14 protein-coding genes are annotated in these 22,588 nt (G+C 73.9%); 8 read left to right on the top strand and 6 right to left on the bottom strand.

Annotated features, from left to right (window positions below; genetic code table 11):
- Nucleotides 1–392: 392 nt before the first annotated feature.
- From WMF29_RS02875 to WMF29_RS02860, 4 genes are all read right to left on the bottom strand, one after another.
- Nucleotides 393–1,385: a TIGR02757 family protein gene (locus tag WMF29_RS02875; protein ID WP_437327368.1), complete on the bottom strand. Its 993-nt coding sequence runs from the start codon at nucleotides 1,383–1,385 to the stop codon at nucleotides 393–395.
- Entirely contained in the window at nucleotides 1,382–3,073 is a 1,692-nt protein-coding gene (locus WMF29_RS02870; protein ID WP_437327367.1) for a sensor histidine kinase, read from the bottom strand. Before WMF29_RS02870 ends, WMF29_RS02875 begins: the two co-directional genes overlap by 4 nt.
- 12 nt (nucleotides 3,074–3,085) lie before the next feature.
- On the bottom strand, nucleotides 3,086–4,867 hold the full coding sequence (locus WMF29_RS02865) for a GAF domain-containing protein (protein ID WP_437327366.1): 1,782 nt from the start codon (nucleotides 4,865–4,867) through the stop codon (nucleotides 3,086–3,088).
- A gap of 470 nt (nucleotides 4,868–5,337) precedes the next feature.
- Nucleotides 5,338–7,839, bottom strand: coding sequence for a thioredoxin domain-containing protein (locus tag WMF29_RS02860; RefSeq protein WP_437327365.1), 2,502 nt, complete (start codon nucleotides 7,837–7,839; stop codon nucleotides 5,338–5,340).
- A 653-nt stretch (nucleotides 7,840–8,492) separates the two neighbouring features.
- Here WMF29_RS02860 and WMF29_RS02855 point away from each other — a divergent pair.
- The 8 genes from WMF29_RS02855 (at nucleotide 8,493) to WMF29_RS02820 (ending at nucleotide 20,354) form a co-directional block, all read left to right on the top strand.
- Nucleotides 8,493–10,838, top strand: a complete 2,346-nt coding sequence (locus tag WMF29_RS02855; protein ID WP_437327364.1) for a hypothetical protein — start codon at nucleotides 8,493–8,495, stop codon at nucleotides 10,836–10,838.
- Between the two features lies 1 nt (nucleotide 10,839).
- Nucleotides 10,840–13,257 (top strand): hypothetical protein, encoded by a 2,418-nt coding sequence (locus tag WMF29_RS02850; RefSeq protein ID WP_437327363.1) that lies wholly within the window; start codon nucleotides 10,840–10,842, stop codon nucleotides 13,255–13,257.
- 134 nt (nucleotides 13,258–13,391) lie between these two features.
- Nucleotides 13,392–13,736 carry an HU family DNA-binding protein gene (locus WMF29_RS02845; RefSeq protein WP_437327362.1) on the top strand — a complete coding sequence of 115 codons (345 nt, stop codon included), beginning with the start codon at nucleotides 13,392–13,394 and terminating at the stop codon, nucleotides 13,734–13,736.
- A gap of 157 nt (nucleotides 13,737–13,893) precedes the next feature.
- A complete protein-coding gene (gene tyrS / locus WMF29_RS02840; RefSeq protein WP_437327361.1) occupies nucleotides 13,894–15,123 on the top strand; it encodes a tyrosine--tRNA ligase in 1,230 nt (409 codons plus the stop codon).
- Nucleotides 15,116–16,162: a hypothetical protein gene (locus WMF29_RS02835; protein ID WP_437327360.1), complete on the top strand. Its 1,047-nt coding sequence runs from the start codon at nucleotides 15,116–15,118 to the stop codon at nucleotides 16,160–16,162. Before tyrS ends, WMF29_RS02835 begins: the two co-directional genes overlap by 8 nt.
- A 42-nt stretch (nucleotides 16,163–16,204) precedes the next feature.
- A complete protein-coding gene (locus WMF29_RS02830; protein WP_437327359.1) occupies nucleotides 16,205–18,268 on the top strand; it encodes an alpha/beta hydrolase in 2,064 nt (687 codons plus the stop codon).
- A gap of 57 nt (nucleotides 18,269–18,325) precedes the next feature.
- On the top strand, nucleotides 18,326–19,663 hold the full coding sequence (locus tag WMF29_RS02825) for a metallophosphoesterase (protein WP_437327358.1): 1,338 nt from the start codon (nucleotides 18,326–18,328) through the stop codon (nucleotides 19,661–19,663).
- 85 nt (nucleotides 19,664–19,748) lie between these two features.
- Nucleotides 19,749–20,354: a Uma2 family endonuclease gene (locus WMF29_RS02820; RefSeq protein WP_437327357.1), complete on the top strand. Its 606-nt coding sequence runs from the start codon at nucleotides 19,749–19,751 to the stop codon at nucleotides 20,352–20,354.
- Between the two features lie 44 nt (nucleotides 20,355–20,398).
- Here WMF29_RS02820 and WMF29_RS02815 read toward each other — a convergent pair whose 3' ends face one another.
- Nucleotides 20,399–21,010 (bottom strand): DUF2914 domain-containing protein, encoded by a 612-nt coding sequence (locus tag WMF29_RS02815; RefSeq protein WP_437327356.1) that lies wholly within the window; start codon nucleotides 21,008–21,010, stop codon nucleotides 20,399–20,401.
- Between the two features lie 243 nt (nucleotides 21,011–21,253).
- Nucleotides 21,254–22,588, bottom strand: coding sequence for a multicopper oxidase family protein (locus WMF29_RS02810; RefSeq protein ID WP_437327355.1), 1,335 nt, complete (start codon nucleotides 22,586–22,588; stop codon nucleotides 21,254–21,256).

Here is a 22,588-nt window from a genome sequence, read left to right as displayed (position 1 = left end):
AGAGCTGGCAAGGGTTCCGTAAGCACCCCGGGAAAGGGGGCACGGCAAGAAGAACGTCGCAGCAGAGCTCGGGGGGGCTCCGTTGCGGCGCTCTTCTTGCCGTGCTGTCTGCCGAACGGCCGCGCTCATGCGCTTGCCGGGGACAAAATGAAAAAAGCGCCTCGCGGACCTGGGGGGGGAAGGTCTCCGCGACGGCGCTCGCCCACCATTTTGCAGGCTCTGTGCCGCCCCATCCAGAGTAGAATTTCAAATACTTACACCAAGAACAACCAGCCACTATTGCATCCTTGAAAATCACGGCTGCAATCTGATTCAAATTCGAAGGACTTCACGCTCTCGAACTGATCAGGCAAGTAGCTGTTCCGGACGGAAATCCGACGTACAGGGCATGCTCACTCGTCCCAGTGACGGCAGACCGGCTTCACGCCGCACCCCTCGCAGCGGACCGGATCGCGCCGCGACGGGCATTGCTGGAGCATGCCGAGGTGGCAGAGGGCGAAGTCGTACTTGACCGGGTCGGCCGGATCGAAGCCGCGGAGGGCCGCGGTGATCTCCTCTGCCGTCTTCCAGGTGGCGCCCCTGCGATCGGTGAGCCCGATGTTGTAGCCGAGCTTCTCGATGTGCGTGTCGACCGGGATGAGGAGGGCCGACGGGGGCACCGGCCACAGGCCGAGGTCCACGCCGTCGGCGGGGCGGATCATCCACCGCAGCAGGAGCATCAGCCGCTTGGCGGCGCTGCCCTTCTCGGGATCGGGGAGGATGTGCGCTGCTCCGCGGTCGTCCGGACGCCGGTCGAGGCCGCCGGCGCGTCGGATCGCCCGCACCCACGCCCCGAGGGCCTGGCGCAGGTCGCGGGTGCGCGAGAGCTCGGCCGCAAAGGCGGCGCCGAGCGAGCCCGAGGCCCGCTGCACCCGCCGGGCGCCGACGATCAGCCCCGCGAGATCGCGATCGCGGTAGATCCGGTGCCGGAAGCCGCGCAGCCGCGCCGAGACGGCGCGGGCGTCGTCGGCGGTGAGGGCGATCTCCGGCCCGAGGCGGTCGAGCGCCTCGCCGATCTTGGCGTGAAGCGCCTTCACGTTGCCGAAGGCGAGCGACGCGGCGATGAGCGCCACGAGCTCCTGATCGGCCGGGTCCGTGTAGCGATGGACGAAGGAGACCGGGTCTCGCGCGCGGCGCTCCTCGACGGCGCACCGCGCGCGCACCCCGTCGAGCGCCGCCTGGACCGCGGCGCCCCGCGCGGCGTCCGTCCGCCGGGGCGCCGCCTTGACCGCGGCGTTCGTCCGCTGGGGCGTCGCCTTGACCGCGGCGTTCGTCCGCTGGGGCGTCGTCTTGACCGCAACGTCGCCCGGCCGGGGCTCCGCCTCGCCGCGCTTGCGCGCCCTCACGGCGACCCCGCGTCCGGCGCCGGATCGGCCGCGATCGGCTCGGCGTTCGCGGCGCCCTCTTGCGCCTCCCGGTCGTGCTCCAGCGCGGGGAGCGACACGACGAACGCGCTGCCGCGCCCGTCGTCGGTGAGCGGGCTCTCGACCCGCACGGCGCCGCCATGGCTCTCGGCGATGTGCTTCACGAGCGCGAGCCCGATCCCGCTGCCGCGCACCTGCCGCTCGCTCGCCCGCCGTCCGCGCGCGAAGCGCTCGAAGATGTGCTTCTGCTCGTCGGGATCGATGCCCGGCCCGCGGTCGCTCACCCGGATGGCGACCCGCCTCGCCTGGCGCGTCAGCGCGGCGAGGCGCCCGCCGCCCCCGCCCTCGACCTCCACCGCGACGGCGACGCGGCCGCCGTCCTTCGCGTACTTGAGCGCGTTGTCGAGCAGGTTCACGAGGGCGAGCTCGAGCGCGCGCGCGTCGATGAGCGCCTCGGGCAGGCCCTCGGCGATCGTGAGCTCCACGGTCATCTCCTCGCGCTCGGCGCGGTAGCGGTACATGTCGACGGCGCGCGTCGCCACCTCGGCGACGCTCCCGCGCGCGAACTCGTAGGCGGCCTTGCCCCGCTCGACGCGGGCGAAATCGAGGACGTTCTCGATGAGCGCGGTGAGCCGCTCGCTCTCGCTCACGATGATCTGCAGGTACTGGCGGCGCTTCTCGTCGTTGGGGACGCGGTCGCCGAGCAGGAGCTCGCCGAACATGCGGACCAGCGAGAGCGGCGTCTTGAGCTCGTGGGACACGTTCGCGACGAAGTCGCTCTTCAGCGCCGCGAGCCGCCGCTCGTTCACGGAGGCCAGCACCACGATCGCGAGCCCGGCCAGCGCGACGAGGGCCGAGAATCCGACCATCAGGATCTCGATCAGGCGCTGCCGCTCGACCTTCTCGCCGAGCTCCTCGGCCGTGGTGAGCGCCATCTGGAGGCGCCAGTTGTAGAGCGTGGTCGGGAAGGGGCGCCCGACGGTGAACTCGCCGCCGATGATGGGCGGGCCGAACACGATGCGGCCCTCCTCGTCGATGACGTTCATCCGGCTCTTCTCGCGATCGAGGTCGCGGAAGAGCCGGGGCATCACCTCGTGGACCAGGCGCGGCACCTCGTGCCACGCGACGATGAGGCACCTGCGCCCCACGTGCTCGCGCTGCCAGTAGCTCACGAGCAGGCTCTGCTGATCGATGACGTGGTGGAGGTGGCGAAGCTCGCCCGTGTCGCCGGTGAAGTTCATCTGCGGCAGGAGGCGGGCGAGCAGGAGCTTGCGGAAGGCGTCGTCCTCCCGCCCGGACGCGCCGCGCGAGGCGAACGCGAGCACGTCGTGCGCCTCGTTGTCCATGTCGAGGACCAGGATGGCGCGCACGGTCGGCGTCTCGCGGGCCGCCGTGGGGAGCCACCGCCGCGCGATGACCGAGAGGTTCGCCACGTCGACGTGCGCGGCGACGACGTTGTCCTGGGCGATGATCAGCTTGTCGAGCCGATCGACGCGCTCGTCGGCGAGGGTGAGCGTCGCGTCGAAGACGGTCTGCTGCCGCGCCTTCTCGATCTGCAGCGTCGTGCGCAGGGCGATCCCGCCGAGCACGAGCACGGCGACGACGATGGCGGGGACGAGGGCGAAGTACGGGACGCGATGGCGCTGCCCGGCGGAGGGGAGGAGGTCCATCGCTCGGCTCCGCTAGCGGGCGGCCTTCTTCGCCCCCGCGGTCACGAGGCTGGGCTCGAGGACGACGCCGCGCGCCCCGACGAACTCGGCGAACTGCTGGCCGATGTAGGTGAGCGCGTTGCCGTCGCTCTCGGAGAAGGGCTTGCCGTCGAGCGGGTTTCCGATCTCGAGGAGGCCGAGGTAGCGGCCCGCGAGCTCGACGGGCGCGCAGATGACGCTCCGGAGCTCGACGCCGATCGCCTTCCACCGCTCGTCCATGACGCGCTCGTCCTTGGCCGCGTCGGGCACCACGACGGCGCGCCTCGACCGCATCGCGGCCAGCGGGAGCGGCGCCCGCTCGGACAGCCGGGCGAGGAGCGCGCCCTTGCCGCCGTACTGCCGGACGACGACGAACTCGCGCCGGTTGATGTCGAACAGCGACACGAGGCCGAGGGCGCACGGGATCTTGTCGAGCGTGAGCGCGAGGATGAAGTCGGCGCCCGCGAGGGTGTCCTGGAGGAAGTGCAGGTCGCTGCACGCCTCGAACAGCTCCGCGATGAGGTCGTCGCCGGAGAGGCGCCCGTTCTTCGGAGGGAAGGAGGACCGCCGACGCGGCGGGGCCGGTGTGGGGGCAGCGACATCGGGCGCCTCCGGAACGAGCTGGAGGCGCGGCAGCCCCTTCTGCTCGTCGGACGGCGCGGCGAGCAACACCACGTCGGCCGGCGGCGTGAGGGGCGGCCGCGGCACATCCGCAGGATACGCGGCGGCCGGCGGCGGCACGTCCGCAGCCGGCGCGACGGCCGCAGGCGGCGGCGCGTCGGCAACCGGCGCGTCCGCCGCCGGCGTGCCGGGCGGCGCGGCGACCGGCGGCGCCGCATCCGCCGCCGGCGTGGCAGCCGGCGCCGTATCCGCAGGCGGCGCGTCCGCAGGCGGCGCGTCCGCAGGCGGCACGGCGACCGGCGGCGCCGCGTCCGCAGGCGGCATGGCCGGCGGCGGTGCGGTGCCCCCGGTGCGCGGGCGGAACTGGATCTCGGGCTCGGCCGAGCGCCAGTCCTTCCAGGCGAGGGTCGCGAGCGGGCCGCGTTGAGGCCGGCCGTCGAAGACGTGATCGAACACGGCGATATGGATGAACTTGCCCGGGCGCGCGTCGTCGATGCGCTGCCGTGCGCGCTCGAGCCGATCGACCAGCAGCGCGCTGACGAGATCGCGCGGGGTGCCGGTCGCGACCGCATAGACGAGCTCTCGGTACGTGAGCGGCGAGCGCTCGGACGGGTTCTCCTCGCGCTGCGAGATGAGCTGATACGGCGGCAGCTCCGCGGGCGCTCGCTCCGGCGCGGCGCCTCGCTCCGGCGCGGCGCCTCGCTCCGGCGGCGCATCCCGCGCCAGCGCGGCCTCTCCGCCTTTCACCGGCTGCGCCTGGGCGCCCGCTGGCTCCGAGACGAGGAGCGCGGTCCCCATCGAGATGAACGGGACCGTGGGCGCGATCGGACGCTTCCCTGCGACGCGCCCCGCAGGCTCGGCCGGCCTGGGAGAAGCCGCCCCGGCCGGGGACGCGCCCGCTGGAGTGTCCGTGCCGTCCGTCAGCGCCGCGTCGTCCGGGGCGCGCTGCACGACGTACCGCACGCGCGTCGCCGGATCGATCGCTCGGTAGCCGCTCTCGAGCAGATCCACCGAGAAATTGTTGAGCGGGCCCCCATCGCCGCGGAGCGCCCGGGCCTTCTGCAGCGCGGGCTGCCACTGCGGGGCCTCGACGCACACCTTCCTGCTCGGCGGTGCGTTCTGGCCTAACGACGAGATCTCGACGAACCAACGCATCGTTTGCGGTTCCAATCCGCGCTGGCGCTGACTGGGTGGCGCGCTCTGGCGCGAAGATCGTTCTACTCGACGCGCGCGAGGGGGGTCAACGCGCAGGCCGCGCGGGGAGCGCGCGGAGGTCGCGCGGACGCCTTTGGAGGATGGCGCGAAATCTTCTCAACCGGGACCGGCAAGAAGAATCGGGCCTGACCTGAAATCGCGCCGCCCGCCGCGAGTCGCTGCGGACGAACCCGTTCGTCCACTGAACGGCCGCGGGGTGTCCCCCATGGCAGGAGGTCTCCCGATGTCGAGCCGCGCCATCGCGCTGAAAGGGGCCACTCGCCCTCGCTCGTCGCTACGCGATCCGCCGTTCTCTTCGCGAGCGGGATACCCGTCCTACATCCAATCCAGCCGGGGGACGATCCGGGAGGCTCCACGTTGGAACTCCCCACGTGCGCTGCTCCATCTCCTGCGGGGGCCGCGCACGCTCGCTATTGCGTCCGCAGGATGATGTGGAAGCCGAACGGCGTCTCGACGACCCCGCTCATCGCGCCGACAGCGAGGTTCTCCACCGCCTGCTCGAACTCGGGCACCATCATGCCCTTCCTGAACGTGCCGAGATCGCCGCCGCGCGCGCGGCCAGCCGGCTCGTCGCTGTACTGGGCCGCGAGATCCTCGAACCTCGCCCCCTGCTGCGCTCTCTTGAGCACTTGCTCGGCGAGCGCGCGCGCCTCGTCCCGCGTGCGAACGATGCGCGCCGGGGCCCGCAGTGATCCTGCATACATGATAAGGAGATGCTTCGCCCCCATCTGGCCGACCGTCGCAGGGGGCTGGGCCGGCGCTGGCTGCGCTGCCCCCGGCTGAGCCGGCGCTGGCTGCGCTGCACCTGGCTGGGCCGGCGCAGGTTGCGCTGCACCCGGCTGGGCCGGCGCAGGTTGCGCTGCGCCCGGCTGGGCGGCCCCCGGCGGGGCCGCGGGCTTGCCCGCGCCGTGAAGCGACTCCTTCGTGGGGGGATCGTGCGGGCCGAGCGCCCTGTCGACGAGCCGCTTGAAGTGCGCGGTCGGCTGCGCCCCGCTGAGAAAGTAGTCGTTGATGGCGAAGGACGGCGTGCCGGTGATGTGCAGGCGCTCGGCGAGCTTCAGGTCCGCCTCGACCGCCGCGCGGTGCGCTCCCGAGTCGAGCGCGGCGCGGAACTTCGCCACGTCGAGGCCGATCGCGGCGGCGTGGCCCTCGAGCGCCCCCCGGCCGAGCCCGCTCTCGGACTGGTCCTCCCACAGGCGCTGCGCCATCGCCCAGAAGCCGGCCTCGCCCTTCTGCCGGAACGCCTCGATCGACGCCTCTGCGGCGAGGGGCGCCCGCGTGTGGAAGGGCAGCGGCAGGTGCCTGAAGACGACGCGGACCTTGCCCGGATAGGCGGCGATGACCTCGTCGATCGTGGGCTGGACGCGCTTGCAGAACGGGCACTGGAAGTCGGCGAATATCTGGATCGTCACCTTCGCGCCGGGCTTCGCTCCCTTGCCGGGGTTGTCCTTGGTCGGCGCCGGGGCGAGGATCCGCTCGGGCGCGGTGCCAGCCCTCGCTTCCTTCTGCAGCGCGTCGTAGACCTTCGCGGGCGGCGTGCCCGCCGCGACGAGCGCCGCTGCGCGCGCGAGCTGCTCATCGATGAGGGCCTCGAACTTCTCTGCCGGCTGGGCGCCGGCGAGCCGCCTGCCGTTGATGAAGAAATGGGGCGTCCCCCTCGCCTGGAGGTCGTCGGCGAGGCGCTGATCGCGCTCGATGCGCGCCGCGTGGCGCCGGGCGGCGATGGCCCTCTGCGCGCGGGCCACGTCGAGGCCCAGGGACTTCGCGTGCGCCGCGAGGTCCGCGTCCTCGAGGCCCCCGGTCTTCAAGAGCTCGTACGCCTTCCAGAACGCCGCGTCGCCCTTCTGCGCCCCGGCCTCCAGCGCGAGCTCCGCGGCGGGCTCGGCCCGCTTGTGGAAGGGGAGCGGGTAGTGCTTGAAGACGACGCGCAGCTGAGCGCCGTACTTCTTTTCGAGGCCTTCGACGGTCGGGGCGACCCTGCGACAGAACGGACACTCGAAGTCCGAGAACATGACCAGTGTGACCAGAGCGCCCGGGTTGCCCCGGATCGGCGACCCGTCGACAGGCACCTTCCACACGGTCGTGTCCTCGGGGGCCGGCGGCGAGGGCGGCGTCGGGGCCGGAGCGCGCGCCTTGTTCTGCTCGGACAGGGCCGCGTAGATGCGCTCCTGCGGGACGCCGGATCGCCGGAGATCCCCGGCCGCCCGGAGCTGCTCGTCGATGGCGGACCGGAACTCGGCGATGGGCCGCGCCCCGCTGAGGGACACCCCGTTGACGAAGGTCGCCGGGGTGCCCTTGATGCCCGCGGTCTGGCCGGCCTCGAGGTCCCGGTCGATCTTCGGCGCGTGCCGCTGCTCATCGAAGGCCGCGCGGAACGCCGCCCGATCGACGCCCGCCTCGGCGGCCCACGCCTCGAACGACTCCGGCGCGAGCGAGCGCTGGTTGGCGAACGCGAGCCGATGAAACTTCCAGAACGCCTCGGCCCCGCCGAGCCGGAACACCGTCTCGGCCGCCAGGTGCGCCGGGCGCGCGTTTTTGTGGAACGCGAGCGGGAAGTGCTTCCAGACGATGCGCAGCCGATCGCGGCCGTAGGCCTGCTTCAGCTGCTCCAGCGTCGCCATGTGCCGGGAGGTGAAGGGGCACTCGAAGTCGCCCCACACCACGAGGGTGACCGGCGCGAGCGGCTCGCCCCACCACGGATCGGCGCGGGTGACGGGCACCGCGGTGCCCGGCTCGGGCTCCGGCTCGGGCTCGGCCGCCACGACAGCGGCCGGCGCGGCGGGTGGCGGGAGGACCACCGTCTTCGGCGGCTCGACGGCGGGCGCCGTCGCGGGGCCCGGCGCGCACGCCGCGAGCAGGCTCCAGAGGAACAGCAGCAACAACAGGCGGGAAAACAGCCGCGGCACAGGCATGAGCCTCTCGGGTGTCACGTTCGGTGGCTGGATCCTACACGGACGCGGCTCAGCTCGTCCGAGACGCGGCGCACCGGAGCTGGAACAGGCGCACGACGAGCATCGCGGCGGCACGGGCAGCGAGCGCTCGCCGAGGCGCCGCCGAGGGTCGGTCCGCCAGAAGCCCGGAGGCAACGGACAAAAAAAAGAGCGCCCGCTCGACGGTGGGGGGGGGAGACCGTCACGGGCGCTCTGCGACTGCTCACCGAGCAGGATGCGGGCCAAGAGATTCCCTTCCGAATTCAGGGACTTTCGCTAGTAAAATGACTTTCCCATTTCACTCCTGAAGCAGCCGCTTGCAAACGTGCTGGGCAGAGCTGACCGCCTCTGCAGCCGTGGTAACCCTTCTGACCGGGAGCCGGGGCGGCACTCCCCTGAGCTACAGGCCCGTGCTCCCGGAGGACTGGACCGCAAGGACCTATCGCGGTCCGACGGGCTCTTCCCCGGATGGATCCAGCCACTCCCCGCGCGCCTTCGCGGACGGGCTCCACGGCTCGGGCCGCGTGAAAGTCGTGTAAAAGAGCCGCGTGTCACCGTCCAGCGCCGACCCCGCATCCTCCTCGCTGCCCGGAGGAGCAACGCCTCTGCCTCAGCCGAGCAGCGCCTCCCCCGACGTGACGGACGGAGCAGAGGGAACCGAGACCGCGGCCTCCCGGGGCGCCGGCCCGGCGGCGCCCCCAGGTCGGCTCGATCGCCTGGTCGCGGCCTGGCCGCGCGTCGATCCGGTCCTGTTCGCCGCCTACGCGGGCGCGTGCGTGCTCTACGCCGCCGTCGCGTTCTACAGCGCGATGCACCAGCAGACGGGCGGCATGTGGTCGGCGCCGCTCGACGACGTCTTCATCCATTTCGACTACGCCCGCGCCACCGCGCGCGGGTACCCGTTCGAGTGGTCCGAGGGCAACGGCTTCTCGAGCGGGAACACGAGCCTGAGCTACCCGTTCGTCCTCGCCCTCGGCTACCTCGTCGGCTTCCGCGGCGTCCTGCTGATGCAGTGGGCGGCGATCGTCGCGTGCACCTCGACGCTCGGCTTCCTGCTCGTCGGCGCGCGGCTCCTCGAGCCTGTCGGGCGCTGGGCGAAGTACCTGCTGCCGCCCGTGGCGCTCTCCATCGGCGCGCTCGACTGGTCGCTGTTCAGCGGGATGGAGAACGCCTTCCACCTCGGCGTCTGGGCGCTCGCCACCCTCGCCGCGCTCTCGGTCGCCCGCGCGGCCGACGCGCCGCGCGAGCCGACGGCGCGGGCGACGCGGGCGATAGAGAGAGCGCGCGCCGCGGCGCCGCCGAAGCGCCTCGCCCACCTCGGCTGGGCCGCCGGCCTCGCCGGCGCGCTCCTCTACGCCACCCGGCCGGAGTCGGTCGTCTGCGTGGCGGCGCTGAGCGTCTACGCGGCCATCGCCGTGGGGCGGGCGCACGGCGCGCGCGCGGCGATCGCGACCATGCTCCGGACGTCGGTGCCCGGCGCGCTCGCGTGCCTCGCCCAGGCGGTCGCCAACCGCGTGTTCACAGGCGAGTGGGCGGCGAGCGGCGCCATCGCCAAGCTGGCGCTGAACAACCCGTACATGACGTCCTCCGAGAAGTGGGACACCTACGAGTTCCTCGCGACGTACGTCGTCGCCCGCAACACCAACCACCACTTCTCGGACGCGCTCCCCTGGGGCTGGCTCGTGCCCGCCCTCGCGCTCGTCCCCCTCGCCTCGCGCAAGACCCGCGGGGCCGCGGCGCTGCTCTGGGTCCAGGTCGTCGGGTGGCTCGCGCTGGTGTCCCTGAACGGTCAGGTCCGCTGGCAGAACGAGCGCTACACCATGCCCGCGGTCGCCTGGTTGCTGGTGCTCGCGGCGATGGGTCTCGCGCTGCTCGTCGCGCGCGCCGCATGGGCCAGCGGCGACGAGCGCCAGGAGCGGCACGAGAGCGCCCCGGTCGGGCTCAGGGCGCGGCTCGGGGCCCTCGGCGGCGTCGCGGCCGCGGCCCGCGGCGGCGCCCTGGCGCGCGGCCTCTGGTGCGCGCGCGTCGCGCTCGCCCTCGCCGTGGCCGCGCTCTTCTGGGCCCACCAGCTGCCCAGGATGCGCGACCAGATCTGGTTCTTCGGCCGCGCCAGCCGCAACATCCGCGATCAGCACCTCGTCGCCGGCAAGCTCCTCGCCCAGCTCGACGTGCGCCGCGTCCTCGTCGGCGACGCGGGCGCGCTCCTCTACGCGTCGGACCGGCCCGGCCTCGACCTCATCGGGCTCGGCGGCTACCACGATCTCCCGTTCGCGCGCGCGGGCGTCCACGGCCTGGGCGCCTCGCTGGAGCTCATCGAGCGCATCCCCGCCGACGACCGCCCCGACACGCTGGCCATCTACCCGGGCTGGTGGGGCGACCTCCCGGCCATCTTCGGCAGGCGGATCGCCGCGATCCCCGTCGTCGGCAACGTGATCTGCGGCGGCGCGGAGAAGGTCATCTACCAGGCCGACTGGAGCCCGCTCGCGTACGGCGAGCCGCCCGCGTCGATGCGCGCGGACGAGCGGATCGTCGACGAGCTCGACGTCGCCGACCTCGTGAGCGAGCGGGAGCACGGCTACGCCTTCCCGCGGCCACAGGCAGGCTTCGTCGGCTTCAGCGTCCTCCCGGATCCGCGCGGATCGGGGCACGATCGCTTCGACGCCGGGCGCGTCATCCCGGGCGGCCGGAGCGAGGCGGCCCGCCTGCACGCCCCCCGCGAGGGCCACGGCAGGCTCGTGGTCCGCACCGCCGCGCCCCGCGCCGCCGCGATCCGCGCGACGGCGGACGGCCGGGAGATCGGCCACCTCGCGCTCAAGAAGGGCGACGGCTGGACCGAGGCCTCGCTCGACCTCCCCGAGGGCCTGCCCGAGACGTTCACGCTCACGCTCACGCCGGTCGACGGGGAGTGGGTCGATCACCACGTCTGGATCCTCGATCGCCCCGCGCAGGGCGCCGGCGCGCGCCCGCTCGCCGGACAGTGACGTGCGCGCCGGCCTGCCCCGCGACCCCGCGCAATGGATCGCGCTCGCGCTCGCCCTCGCCGCGGTGCTCGCCTGCGCCTGGCTCCTCCGCCGCGGCCGCTCGTCCACCATCGCACGGGCCGGCCCCGCGCCTCCGCGCCCCGGCGCCGCGCGCTCGGGCCCCGACCCCGCGCCCCCCTCCGGCGCGGCCCTGGGCGCCGCGATCGCCGCGGCCCTCTCGGTCGTCGCGGCGCTGCTCTCGGCCGCGTACGTCGCGGTCTACCTGCGGGGCGGCCCCCGCATCATCGACGCGACGAGCTACTGGCTCGAGGCGCGCGCGATGGCGGCCGGCCACCTCGCGTGGCCGCTCGACGAGCCCGCGGCCTCCGTGCTCGGCCGCTTCCTCGTCCGCAACGACGCGGTGGGCGACGCGATGGCCGGGCCCTCCGGCGCGAACCGCGCGGCCGAGGTCGCGGTCCTCTTTCCCCCGGGCTACCCCGCCCTGCTCGCGCTGGGCTTCCTCACGGGCGCGCCGCTCGCGATCGGCCCCGCGCTCGCCGCGGCGCTCGCGATCGCCACCTACGACCTGGCCGCGCGGTTCGCGCCGGAGGGCCCGGCCCCGGCCGGGAGCGCCGCGCCGATCCGCTTCGTTCCGCTCGTCGCCGCGCTCTTCTCGGCGCTCTGCGCCGCGCTCCGCTACCACACGGCCGACACGATGTCGCACGGGCTCGCGGCCCTCTGCTTCACGGTCGCGCTCGCGTCGGCGCGGCGCGCGCTCGACGAGACCCACGCCGCCGCGGCGACGGGCGCCGCGACGGGGCCCCTCGGTCCGGCGGTCCGCGCCGCCGCGCTCGCCGGGCTCGCCGCCGGCTGGCTCGCGGCGACGCGCCCGCCGAGCGCGCTCGCCCTCGCGGCGACGTTGCCCTTCGTGCTCCTGCCGGCGATCGCGCCGGGGAGCGCGGCGGCCGGTCCGCGCGAGGGCGAGCCGCCGCCGCGCCGCTCGCCGCGGCTCGTGCGGCTCGCCGCGGCGATGGCGATCGGCGCCCTCCCCGGCCTCGCGCTGCTCGCGGCCCACCAGCACGCCGCGACGGGCGCCTTCGCCTCGTCGCAGGCCGCGTACTACGCGGTCTCGGACGGCCCGCCCGGCTGCTTCCGCTACGGCTTCGGCGCCGGCGTCGGCTGCCTCGGCGAGCACGGCGACTTCGTCCGTCACAACCTCGCGGAAGGATATGGCTTTCTGGCTGCTGCCGGCACGACGCTGCGCCGCCTGAAGCTCCACCTCGTGGACGCGCTGAACGCCGAGCCGCTCGCGCTGCTCGTGCTCGTCGGCGCCGTGATCGCCTGGCGTCGGCCGCGCTCGCGCGCCCTCGCGATCGCTCCGCTGCTCCAGATCGCCGCTTACGCCCCCTTCTATTTCGACGGCAACTACCCGGGAGGCGGCGCGCGCTTCTTCGCCGATGTGCTGCCGGTGGAGCACGTCCTCGCCGCCATGGCCGCCCTCGCGCTCGCGGAGCGCGCTGCTGCGGCGGCGCACGCGGGGAGCGCTGCGACGGCGGCGCACGCGGAGCGCGGCCCCGCGCGCCGGCGTGGCGCGCTCCTCCCGGCGGCGCTCCTCGCGGCGGCGCTCCCGCTCGCCGGCTTCGCCTTCCGCGCGGGCTTCGACCACGCCGCGCTCCGCGATCGCGAGGGCGGTCTGCCCATGTTCGACCCCGCCGCAGTCGCGCGCGCGGGCGTCTCGCGCGGCCTCGTGTTCGTCGACACCGATCACGGCTTCAACCTCGGCTTCGATCCCGCCCCGGAGGACGTCGCGGTGCTGCGCTACCGGGGCGACGCGATCGACCGCATGGCGTGGGAGGCCCGCGGTCGCCCCCCCGCGTACCGCTACCGCTTCGCGATCCCGGACGGCGGCGGCCTCGCCACGGTCTCGATAACGCCGCTCGTCTTCGACGCCGAGCCGCCCGGCGAGGCCCGCATCGAGGGCGAGTCGCTGTGGCCGCCCCGCGCGCAGCGCGGCGCCTTCGCGCTGCCCGAGCACGCCGGCGGTACGTGCGCGTCAGGCGGGCGCCTCCTCGCGGTGCACGCGGCGGGGCGCGGCGAGGCCGTCGTCCGGGTCGGCCTGCCCGCCCCCTGGCTCCGCGGCGCCCGGATCAGCCCGCGCGTGGCGCTCTCGGGCGACGGCGCCGGCGAGGTGCGCCTCCTCGTCGACGGCGCCCTGCTCCACGTCTGGCGGCTCGAGCCCGCCGCGCCTAGCCCCCCCGGCGCGCCGCTCGCCTGCGCCGACCTCCCGCCGCACCCGATCCCCGAGGATGCCGTCGAAATCGAGCTCGCCCTCGCCCGCGAGGCCAGGGAAACCTGCGGAACGAGCGGAACGAGCCGAACCGAAGGCCTCTTCGCGCTCGATGCGCTCTCCGTTGTGGGCGGGAATTCGGTTGACCGCTAGTCCCGTAACATGCGAGCTTTTCATAGGATTCTGTTGTCATGCGGCTCCTGGAGCGGCGCATCCCCTGGAGCTCTGCGGTGGAAAGCGGCAAGTCGAGCGCCGGCGGCGGTCCGCTCGGGTGGGGGAGGTGGACCATGACGAAAAGCGAGCTCATCGACGCGATCGCGGGACGGGGGGAGCTCACCAAGGCTCGAGCGGAGCTCGTCGTGAACTGCGTCTTCGACGCGATGACGCAGGCGCTCCAGCGCAACGAAGGCATCGAGATCCGCGGGTTCGGCAGCTTCACGGTCAGGCCGTACAAGCCCTACAGCGGCAGGAACCCGCGCACGGGCCAGCCGGTGCCCGTGCCCGCCAAGCGCCTTCCGTTCTTCAAGGTCGGCAAGGAGCTCAAGGAGCTCGTCAACGCGAGCCGCGCGTACGCGATCTCGGGCGACGACGACGACGAGGACGAGGACGACGACGAGACCGACGACGAATGAGGCGGCGCGCGGCGCGTGCGTGACGTGAGGTGACGTGATGCGCCGCACGAGGTGACGACGTGTCCTCGTCGCTCGCGGCGCCCTCTTCGCTCGCGCGCGCCGAGGCGCGTCGCCCCCCCTGGCGGGCGGTTCCGCTGCGCGGTAGAAGCGGGCCCCCATGGTCCCCGCCGAACGTCAGCTCCAGATCCTCTGCAAGGGTGTCGTCGACCTCCACGTCCGAGCCGAGCTCGAGGAGCGGATCCGCGAGGGCAAGCCGCTGCGCGTGAAGGCCGGCTTCGACCCGACCCGCCCCGATCTCCACCTCGGCCACACGGTGGTGATGCAGAAGATGCGGGAGTTCCAGGAGCTCGGGCACCACGTGGTCTTCGTGGTCGGCGACTTCACGGCGATGGTCGGCGATCCGACCGGCAAGAACGAGCTGCGCCCGCGGCTCTCGCGCGAGGAGGTCGTCGCCGCGGCGGAGACCTACCAGGCGCAGGCGTTCAAGGTCCTCGACAAGAACAGGACCGAGGTCCGCTACAACTCCGAGTGGCTGAACAAGCTCGATCCGACGCAGATGATCGAGCTCTGCGCGAAGTACACAGTCGCCCGCATGCTGGAGCGCGACGACTTCAAGAAGCGCTACGAGGAGGCGCGGCCCATCTACGTGCACGAGTTCATGTACCCGCTCCTCCAGGCCTACGACTCGGTCGAGCTCGAGGCCGACATCGAGCTCGGCGGCACCGATCAGCTCTTCAACCTGCTCGTGGCGCGCGACCTGATGCCCCGCTACGGAAAGCGCGCCCAGATGGTGATGACGATGCCGCTCCTCGAGGGCACGAACGCGCGCGTCGAGGACGGGAAGGTCGTCGGCGCCAAGATGTCGAAGAGCGCGGACAACTACGTCGGCATCACCGAGCCGCCGTTCGACATGCTGCAGAAGCTGATGCTCGTCGATGACGGCGTGATCTGGCGGTACATGGAGCTCCTGTCGTCGCGCCCGCCCGAGGAGATCGCCGGCCTGCGGGAGGCGGTCCTCCGCGGCGAGCAGGGCGTCATCGCGGTGAAGGAGCTCTTCGCGCAGGAGATCGTCACCCGCTTCCACTCGGCGGAGGACGCGCGCGCGGCCCTCGAGCGGCGCCGCAGCGTCGCGGCCGGCGGCCTGCCGGAGAACATCGAGGAGCTCCACGTGGCGAGCGACCGCGACACGATCCCGATCGGCAACGCGCTGGCGCTGGCGGGGCTCGCCGAGTCGACCTCCGCGGCGCGGCGCCTCGTGAAGGGCGGCGCGGTGCACCTCGACGGCGAGGTGGTCAAGGACGAGCAGCTCAAGCTCGAGCGTGGGAAGCGCTACCTGGTCCGCGTCGGCTCGAAGAACCGCCGCTTCGCCCACCTCGTCGTTGGCTGACGCGCCCGGGCGAGCGCCTCGCCGGCGCGCGGTGCTCGGCGGCGCCCTGGGCTGCGCCCTCGGCCTCGCGCTGCCCTCGTGCGGCGGCGCGCCGCGGCCGCCCGCTCGGCCGAGCCCGCCGCTGCCGCCGCTCGCCACGGCGGACCTGACGCGCCTGCTGCCGCAGGCGGGGCTCAGGTGGCTGATCCTCGTCCGGCCCCGCGAGGTCGCGGCGGTGCCGTGGCTCATCCCGTCGATCGCGCTCGTGGCGCCCGAGGAGAACCTGGCCCGGCACGCCCGCGCGACCGGCGTCGATCTGCGGCAGGTCCGCGAGGCCGCGATCGCGTCGTACGCGGGCGCGGGGCCGGCGGGCGGCGCCACGCTCTACGTGGCGCGCCACAGCGGCGATCCGCGCGCCATCGAGCGGCTCTTCCGGCGGAGGCTCACGGGCAAGGAGCGGCGCGCGCTCGATCGCCCGGACGTCGTGCGCGTGACGGGCGACATCGGCACGACGCCGCGCGCGCTCGTGCTGCTCGGCGAGGACGTGGCCTGCGTGCAGGACGGCGGCAGCCCGCTGCGCGGGCCGGCGCGCGTCGCGTCGCTGTACGCGCTCGGGCGCCTCAAGCGCTCGCCCGCCGCGCTCTCGGGCGGCCCGCTGCGCGCGCTCGAGGCCCGCCTCGGCCCGGCGCCCGTGCGCGCGTTCGCGCCGGGGCCGTTCGACGGGGAGCTCGCCCGCGGCGCGCGGGGGCTTCTCGCGGCGGCCACCGCCGTGGGCGCGGCCGCGAGGCCGAGCGCGCGCGAAGGGATCGCGCTCGCGATCGCGGTGGCGGGCGACTTCTCGACGAGCGGGGAGGCCGCCTCGGAGGAGCTGCTCGCGGCCTGGAACGAGCTCGCGGGCGGCTCGTTCGGCCACCTGCTCGGGCTGGACGCGCCGGTCGAGCGGCCGCTCGCCACCCACGCGCCGGACGCGGTGGCCGTCGCGGTCGAGCTGAACCCGCGGGCGCTCGCCCGGGGGCTCGCGGCGGCGACCGGCGAGCGGCTCGCCGAGATGCTGCGGTAGGCGCGGCGGCGCCTCGCCGGTAAATTGGACGCCGTCAGCGCCATGCCCACCACGACCAGCGGCTTCTTCCTGCAATGCGCCTCCCGCGGCACGCTCGAGCTCGTCCTGCCCGCCGCCGACACGCCGTTCGGCGTCGAGCACCACCGCCGCGAGGAGGCCTCCGGGCCGTGGCGTCACGTGGCGACGTTCGCCGGCGGCCTCGGGCCGGTCGAGGCGGTGTCGCTCATCCAGAGCAACTTCGGCGATCCAGGCCACCTCGAGGCGGTGGTGCGCGCCGGGGATCGGCTGGCCGCGTTCTGGTGCGCGCCCTCGAGCGAGCCGTCGTGGAGCGAGCCGCGCTTCTTCGCGGAGGGCGCGGCCGGCGACCCCGCCCTGATCCAGGGAGGCTCCGGGGGCAAGGGCAACTTCGAGCTCGTGGTGCCCCACGCGAGCGGCGGGATCGCGCACTACCACCGCGACAACGACACCGCCGAGCTCGGCTGGCGCGGCCCGGTGATCTTCGGCGAGGGGCTCGGTCGATTCGAGGCGGTCGCGATGATCCAGCGCGTGGCCGGCGCGCCGCACGGACCGCACGCGCCCGGCGACCTCGAGGTCGTCGCGCGCGTCGGCGATCGCCTGCTGATGTTCTGGCGCTCTCCCGGGTCCGGGGCCGGGTGGCACGGCCCGGAGGAGGTGGTCTCCGGGGTCCGCGGGACACCGGCGCTCTTCCGGAGCGCGATCGGCGGATCTGCGACCCTCGAGCTGTTCTCGCCGCTCGCGCGCGTGGGGCTCGCTCGGTGGTGCCGCGACGACGGCGCCCACGGGGCGCGCTTCCGCGGTCCGACCGTGTTCGCCACCGATCTTGGCCGATGCGAGGCGGTATCGGTGATCGAGAGCTGGCCGCTCGGGCGGATCGAGCTCGCGGTGCGCGCCGAAGGGCGGGTCGTCCACGCGGCGCGCGACGGCGCGCTGTGGTCGCAGCGCGCGATCCTCGGCAACGCGCCCCCTTCCCCGGCGGATGTCCCCTCCCCGGCGACGCTCCCTCCGCCTGCCGCTACGCCCTCTCGCCCGCCTGCCGCTACGCCTTCTCGCCCGCCTGCCGCTACGCCTTCTCGCCCGCCCCCCTCGACGAGCTCGCCTCCGCCTGCGCCGCTCCCGACCGGCGCGTCGCCGCGGCTGCGCGCCGGACCGCATCGGGCGGGGTTCCGGCGCATCGGCGCGCTCTCGCTGTCGGCGGACGCCTGCTACCCCGACACGTGGCCGTTCCAGGGCGCGCTCTACCGGTGCCCCGCGCGGAGCGCCGCGCTGCTCTACTACCCCGCGTCCGCGGACGGCGAGGAGGCGCCGCTCTCGGCGGGAGGCCCGTTCCCGGTCATCGCGATCGCCCACGAGCGGCGCCTCGCCACGAGCGCGGCCACCGCGGGATCCCCCGCGGGTCTCGCCCAGGACTACCGCCAGCTCGCCGGCGTGATGGCGCACCTCGCGCGCTGGGGCTTCGTCGTCGTCGCGCCCGATCTCTCGTGGCTCACGCCCGACGACGCGCCGCTGCGCCGCGCCGCGGTGCTCCGGGACGCGCTCACGCACCTCCGGGCCGGCTCCCGGGGCCCCCTCCTGGCCGACTTCGCCCGGGTGGGCCTGATCGGCCACGGGCTCGGCGCGCAGGCGGCGCTCGCGCTCGCGCTCGACGCCGCTTGCCCGTTCGATGTCCGCGCCCTCGCGCTCCTCGCGCCGGCGGGCGCCCCCGAGCGCGCGCTGCCCATCGACGCGCTCGCGCCTCGGCCGGCGCTCGTCGTCCGCGGCACCGCGGATCCCATCGCCGCCTCCGTCCCGGCGGCGCTCTACGACCGCGCGCGCGCCCCGAAGCACCTCGTGACCCTGCCCGGCGCGAACCACTTCGGCTACACGACGTCGCTCGGCCTCGTCGAGCCGCTCGACGGCCACGCCGGGCTCTCGCGGCGCGAGCAGCAGGCGATCGCGATGGGCTACCTCGCCGCGTTCTTCAATGGCTACCTCCGGGACGCGCGCGGCGACCTCGACGCGCTGTCGGGCAAGGCGTCGCTCGAGGGGCTCGAAGCAAGGGAGATCCCGGTCGACGCCGAGGTGCCTGACGGAGGAGCTGGATCCTAGGCGCAGCCGCAGGGCCGCGGCCGGACGCAGGATCGACGCGATGCTACTTTCAGCCGCGTGTACCAGCTCGGCGGCCTCGTCGTCACGCTCGTCAACGGCCTCCTCGGCCTGATCCTCTGGCGGCGGCTCCGCGCGGCGTTCCCTCGACATGAAGCGGTGATCAGCGGGCTCTCCGCTGCTGGGCTGCTGCTGGCCGCGCTCCCGGCGCTGCTCATGGCCGCGGCGAGCTTCTCCGGGCTGCGCGCGCTCCAGCGCCACGCGCCGGAGTCGCTGGCGCTGATCGCCATGGGCGCGCAGGTGAGCCTGCTCCTCTACGGATTGCTCCTCGGGATCGTCACGCTCGCGTGCGCGGCCGTCCGGGTGCTCCACCGGCTCCGGCCGCCCCGGAACGCTCCGATTGCGCTCGATGCCCAGACCGCCACGAACACGCAGGTCAGCGGCGGCGCCGAGGCCAATCCGGCCGCTCAGGACATCCCAGCGCCAGCCGATATCGAGGCCCGACCGGAGGCCGTCGACGAGCGCCGCCGCCGCCTCGTCGTCGGCGCGACATGGGCGCTGCCCGCGGCGGCGGTCGCGGTCTCGATGGGCGGCGTGCTCGCGTCGCGGCAACGACCGGTCGTGGTGAGGCTCGCGCTGCCGGTGCGCCGCGAGCTGACGAGCCTGCACGGCGTCACCATCGCGCAGCTCAGCGACGTGCACGTCGGCAGCTTCATGGACGCGGAGCGGCTCGACGAGCTCCGCGACGCCATGAACGCGGTACGCGCGGACATCCACGTCGTCACCGGCGATCTGCTCGATCACCACGTCTCGCAGCTCGAGCTGTCCGCGCGGCTGCTCCGGGGCCTGCGCCCCGCCCGAGGGCAGCTCTTCTTCTGCATGGGCAACCACGAGTACATCGCCGCGCGATCGGCCGACGTGGGGACGATCGTGAAGGGCCTCGAGGAAGCGGGCGCCCAGGTGCTCGTCGACGAGGCGCGGGAGGTCCGCATCGGCGGCGATCACCTGTGGATGGGCGCCATCGACTACCCGAGCCGCGCGCGCCCGGGAGAGCCCGCCCGGCGCCCGACGCGCGACGGACTGGATCGAGCGCTAGGCCAGATGCGGGACGACGGCGCGCCGCGCGTCGTCCTCAGCCACCATCCGGGCACGTTCCGCACCGCCCGCGAGCTGCCGTTCGATCTGATGCTGTCCGGCCACACGCACGGCGGGCAGATCTCGCTCGGCCGGATCGGCGATTACGCCCTCACGCCGATGTTGCCCGCCGGGCTCTACCACAACGGGCATTACGAGCACCGCGGCCGGCGCCTCCACGTCAACGCCGGCGCCGGAGGCTGGCTGCCGGTCCGCATCAACTGCCCGCCGGAGCTCACGCTCGTCGAGCTCGTGCCCGCCTGACGCCGCAGGAAGGGTCCTGCCCGCTGCGCATCAGCGGAGCCCTCGCCCGTGGACGCGCTCCGTCTCCCGGGTGAAACTGCGGGACATGGCACAAGCCGCGGTCCGCACCGGCCTTTCGCCGCAGGAATACCTGGACTTCGAGCGTTCGTCGCCGCTTCGCCACGAGTACGCGGACGGCGAGCTCTTCGCCATGGCGGGCGGCACGCTGGAGCACAGCGCGATCGCCGCGAACATCATCGGTGAGCTGCGGAACGCGCTCCGCGGCCGGGGGTGCCGGGTGCTCACCTCCGACATGCGCATCAAGATCGCCGCCACGCGCCGCTACGTGTACCCCGACGGCGCCGTCGTTTGCGCGCGTCCCGAGTTCGAAGACGAGCAGCGCGACACGCTCCTGAACCCACGCGTCGTCGTCGAGGTGCTCTCCGAATCCAGCGAGGCCTACGATCGCGGGGACAAGTTCGCCCAGTACCGGACGCTACCGTCGCTCGAGGAGTACGTGCTCGCATCGCAGAAGGCGCCGCGAATCGAGGTCTTCACGCGGCAGCCAGACGGCAGCTGGCTGCTCCGGATCCACGGCCCCGGCGAGCACGCAGCGCTGTCCTCCCTCGGCGGCGCGCTCGACGTCGACCAGGTGTACCTCGGCGTCTTCGAGCAGGATGCAACGGCAGAAGCGCCGCAGGACGCGCCCTGACGCTCTGACGACGACGGGCGCCTCCCGCGCCCAGCCGCCCTCGGCTACAGCGTCACCTCGAACGGCGCGCGCGCGAGCTCCTCGCCCGTCTCCGACCGCACGACCGCCGTCCACTCCCCCGCCTGCCGCGCCCCGCGCGTGAACGCCCACGTCCGCCACCGCGGCGACGGCCCGACCCCGAGCGTCACGTTCCCCACCGGCGCCCCGCCGCCCGGCGGGACGAACGCCACCGTCACCTCGCCCTCCGCGTCGCTCCGGTTCTCGACCTCCAGGAACGCATAGAGCCGCGGGGTCTCCGGCGCGTGGAACGTCGTCCCCGGCGCCACCGGCTCGCGGTCCTTCACCCCCGCCGCGATCACCAGCCGCTTCACCTTCAGCTCCGCCGCCCCCCTCCCCTTCTCCTTGGCCTCGCGGGTCCCCTTGCTCCCCTTGTCCGCCACGACGTTCGCGTCCGGCGCGGGCGCCATCACCGTCGCGGCCGGCAGGCCTGCGGGCGCCGCCGCCGTGGCGGCTGCAGGCTCGGGGCACTGCGTCGCCGCGGGGCTCGCGGCAGCGGCCTGCGCCGGAGGCCGCGCGTCGTGACGCTCGCCGCAGCCGGCGAGCGAGACCGTGCAAAGCGCCAGAAACGTCATCCGTCGAGCCATCTTCATTGCCATCGAAGCACTCCTCCGCGATCCGGGGCGTCCCGGCCTCGCCACCGGATATGGCAAGGCGTGGACCGCTTCTGGCTCATTGAAATCGCTGAAGATTTTGGCTGACCTGTGGTCGCTCGACCGCGCCCCGTGTGTCCATCGAGACGGCCGACCCGCAACGCCGCAGTCAGCCCGAGCCCCCCCGGCCCTCTCGATTCGATGCGCGGACGAGATGCCGGCCGCGAGCTTTCGCTCACGCCGAGAGGTTCACCCGCCCGGCTTCCCTCCCGAAGCGGGGTCGATGCCGTCCGCCCGCATCCGCTCGGCGCTCGCCGGCCCGGCCACGGTGCCGGCCGGGTGCGTGTACCACCCGGCCGGGTCCGCCTTGTCCGGCTCGTCGCGGACCTTGAGGACGGTGAACATTCCCCCCATGTCGATGTACGAGAACGGCCCGGCCCCGCCGCGCATCGGCAGGCTGTTCGCGGGGATAGGCATGGGCATCTCGCCCATGCCGCCCATCCCCGTGGTCCCCATCGTCATGTAGCCGGGCATCACGCGGCCCATCCGCCGATCGAGCGCGCGGGTCGCGGCGCCGACCATGTTCGGCAGGCCATGGCCCATCTGCATCATCGTGTGATGGGTCATGTGGCAGTGCACCGCCCAGTCGCCCGGCTCCTCGGGGACGAACTCGATGACCCGCGTGCTGCCGACCGGGACAAGGACCGTCGTCTCCGGGTACTGGGCCGACTCGGGGACGAACCCGCCGTCCGTCGCCGTGACCTGGAACGACAGGCCGTGCAGGTGGATCGGGTGGTGATCCATCGGGCCGAGGTTCCCGAGGCGCACGCGCACCCGCTCGCCGCGGCCGACGAGGAGCGGCGCCGTCGCGGGGAACGCCTTGCCATTGAACGTGAGGACGTTGAAGTCGCTCATCGCGTTCGGATCGGGCCGGCGCGCCCCCGCGTTGATCTTCCACTCGTGCGTCATCAGCACGAAATCCCTGTCCACGCGCGGCCCCCTGGGCCTCCTCGGGTGCACGACGAACATCCCCACCGCGCCCAGCGCGATCTGGGTCATCTCGTCGAAATGGGAGTGGTACATGTACGTCCCCGGATACCGCGCGACGAACTCGTAAACATACGTCTCGCCGGGCGCGATCGGGCGCTGGGTGAGCCCGGCGACTCCATCCATGCCGTTCGGCAGCACGAGGCCGTGCCAGTGGACCGTGGTGGCCTCCGGCAGGGAGTTCGTCACGTAGATGCGCAGGCGATCGCCCTCGACCGCCTCGATGGTCGGCCCGGGCGTGCTCCCGTTGTAGCCCCACACCTCGCTCTTCAGGCCCGGGGCGATCTCGTGCTCGAGGGGGCCCGCGACGAGGTGGCCGACCTTCACGCCGTCCACCACCCGCAGCGGGAGCGTGCTGCCGTTCGGCGTCACCACGGCGGGCTGCCCCCCGGGCGCCGCGGTCCGGCGAGGCGGGGGCGTCGCGGCGCCCGCGGCGGGCGGCGCGCCAGGGCGCTGCTGCGCATGGGCGAGCCCTTGCGTGAGGATGGCGGCGCCGGCGGCCAGACCGCCCGCGTGGATGAAAGCACGTCGGTCCAT

Source organism: Sorangium sp. So ce381 (assembly GCF_051473845.1).
GTDB lineage: Bacteria > Myxococcota_A > Polyangia > Polyangiales > Polyangiaceae > Sorangium > Sorangium atrum.
This window is presented reverse-complemented; position numbering and strand designations above follow the sequence as displayed.

Coding starts and splice junctions, on each gene's coding strand:
- WMF29_RS02845 (WP_437327362.1), top strand. CDS start 13,392: ATGACGAAAAGCGAGCTCATCGACGCGATCGCGGGACGGGGGGAGCTC.
- WMF29_RS02820 (WP_437327357.1), top strand. CDS start 19,749: ATGGCACAAGCCGCGGTCCGCACCGGCCTTTCGCCGCAGGAATACCTG.
- WMF29_RS02860 (WP_437327365.1), bottom strand. CDS start 7,839: ATGCCTGTGCCGCGGCTGTTTTCCCGCCTGTTGTTGCTGCTGTTCCTC.
- WMF29_RS02830 (WP_437327359.1), top strand. CDS start 16,205: ATGCCCACCACGACCAGCGGCTTCTTCCTGCAATGCGCCTCCCGCGGC.
- WMF29_RS02810 (WP_437327355.1), bottom strand. CDS start 22,588: ATGGACCGACGTGCTTTCATCCACGCGGGCGGTCTGGCCGCCGGCGCC.
- WMF29_RS02815 (WP_437327356.1), bottom strand. CDS start 21,010: ATGGCAATGAAGATGGCTCGACGGATGACGTTTCTGGCGCTTTGCACG.
- tyrS (WP_437327361.1), top strand. CDS start 13,894: ATGGTCCCCGCCGAACGTCAGCTCCAGATCCTCTGCAAGGGTGTCGTC.
- WMF29_RS02865 (WP_437327366.1), bottom strand. CDS start 4,867: ATGCGTTGGTTCGTCGAGATCTCGTCGTTAGGCCAGAACGCACCGCCG.
- WMF29_RS02870 (WP_437327367.1), bottom strand. CDS start 3,073: ATGGACCTCCTCCCCTCCGCCGGGCAGCGCCATCGCGTCCCGTACTTC.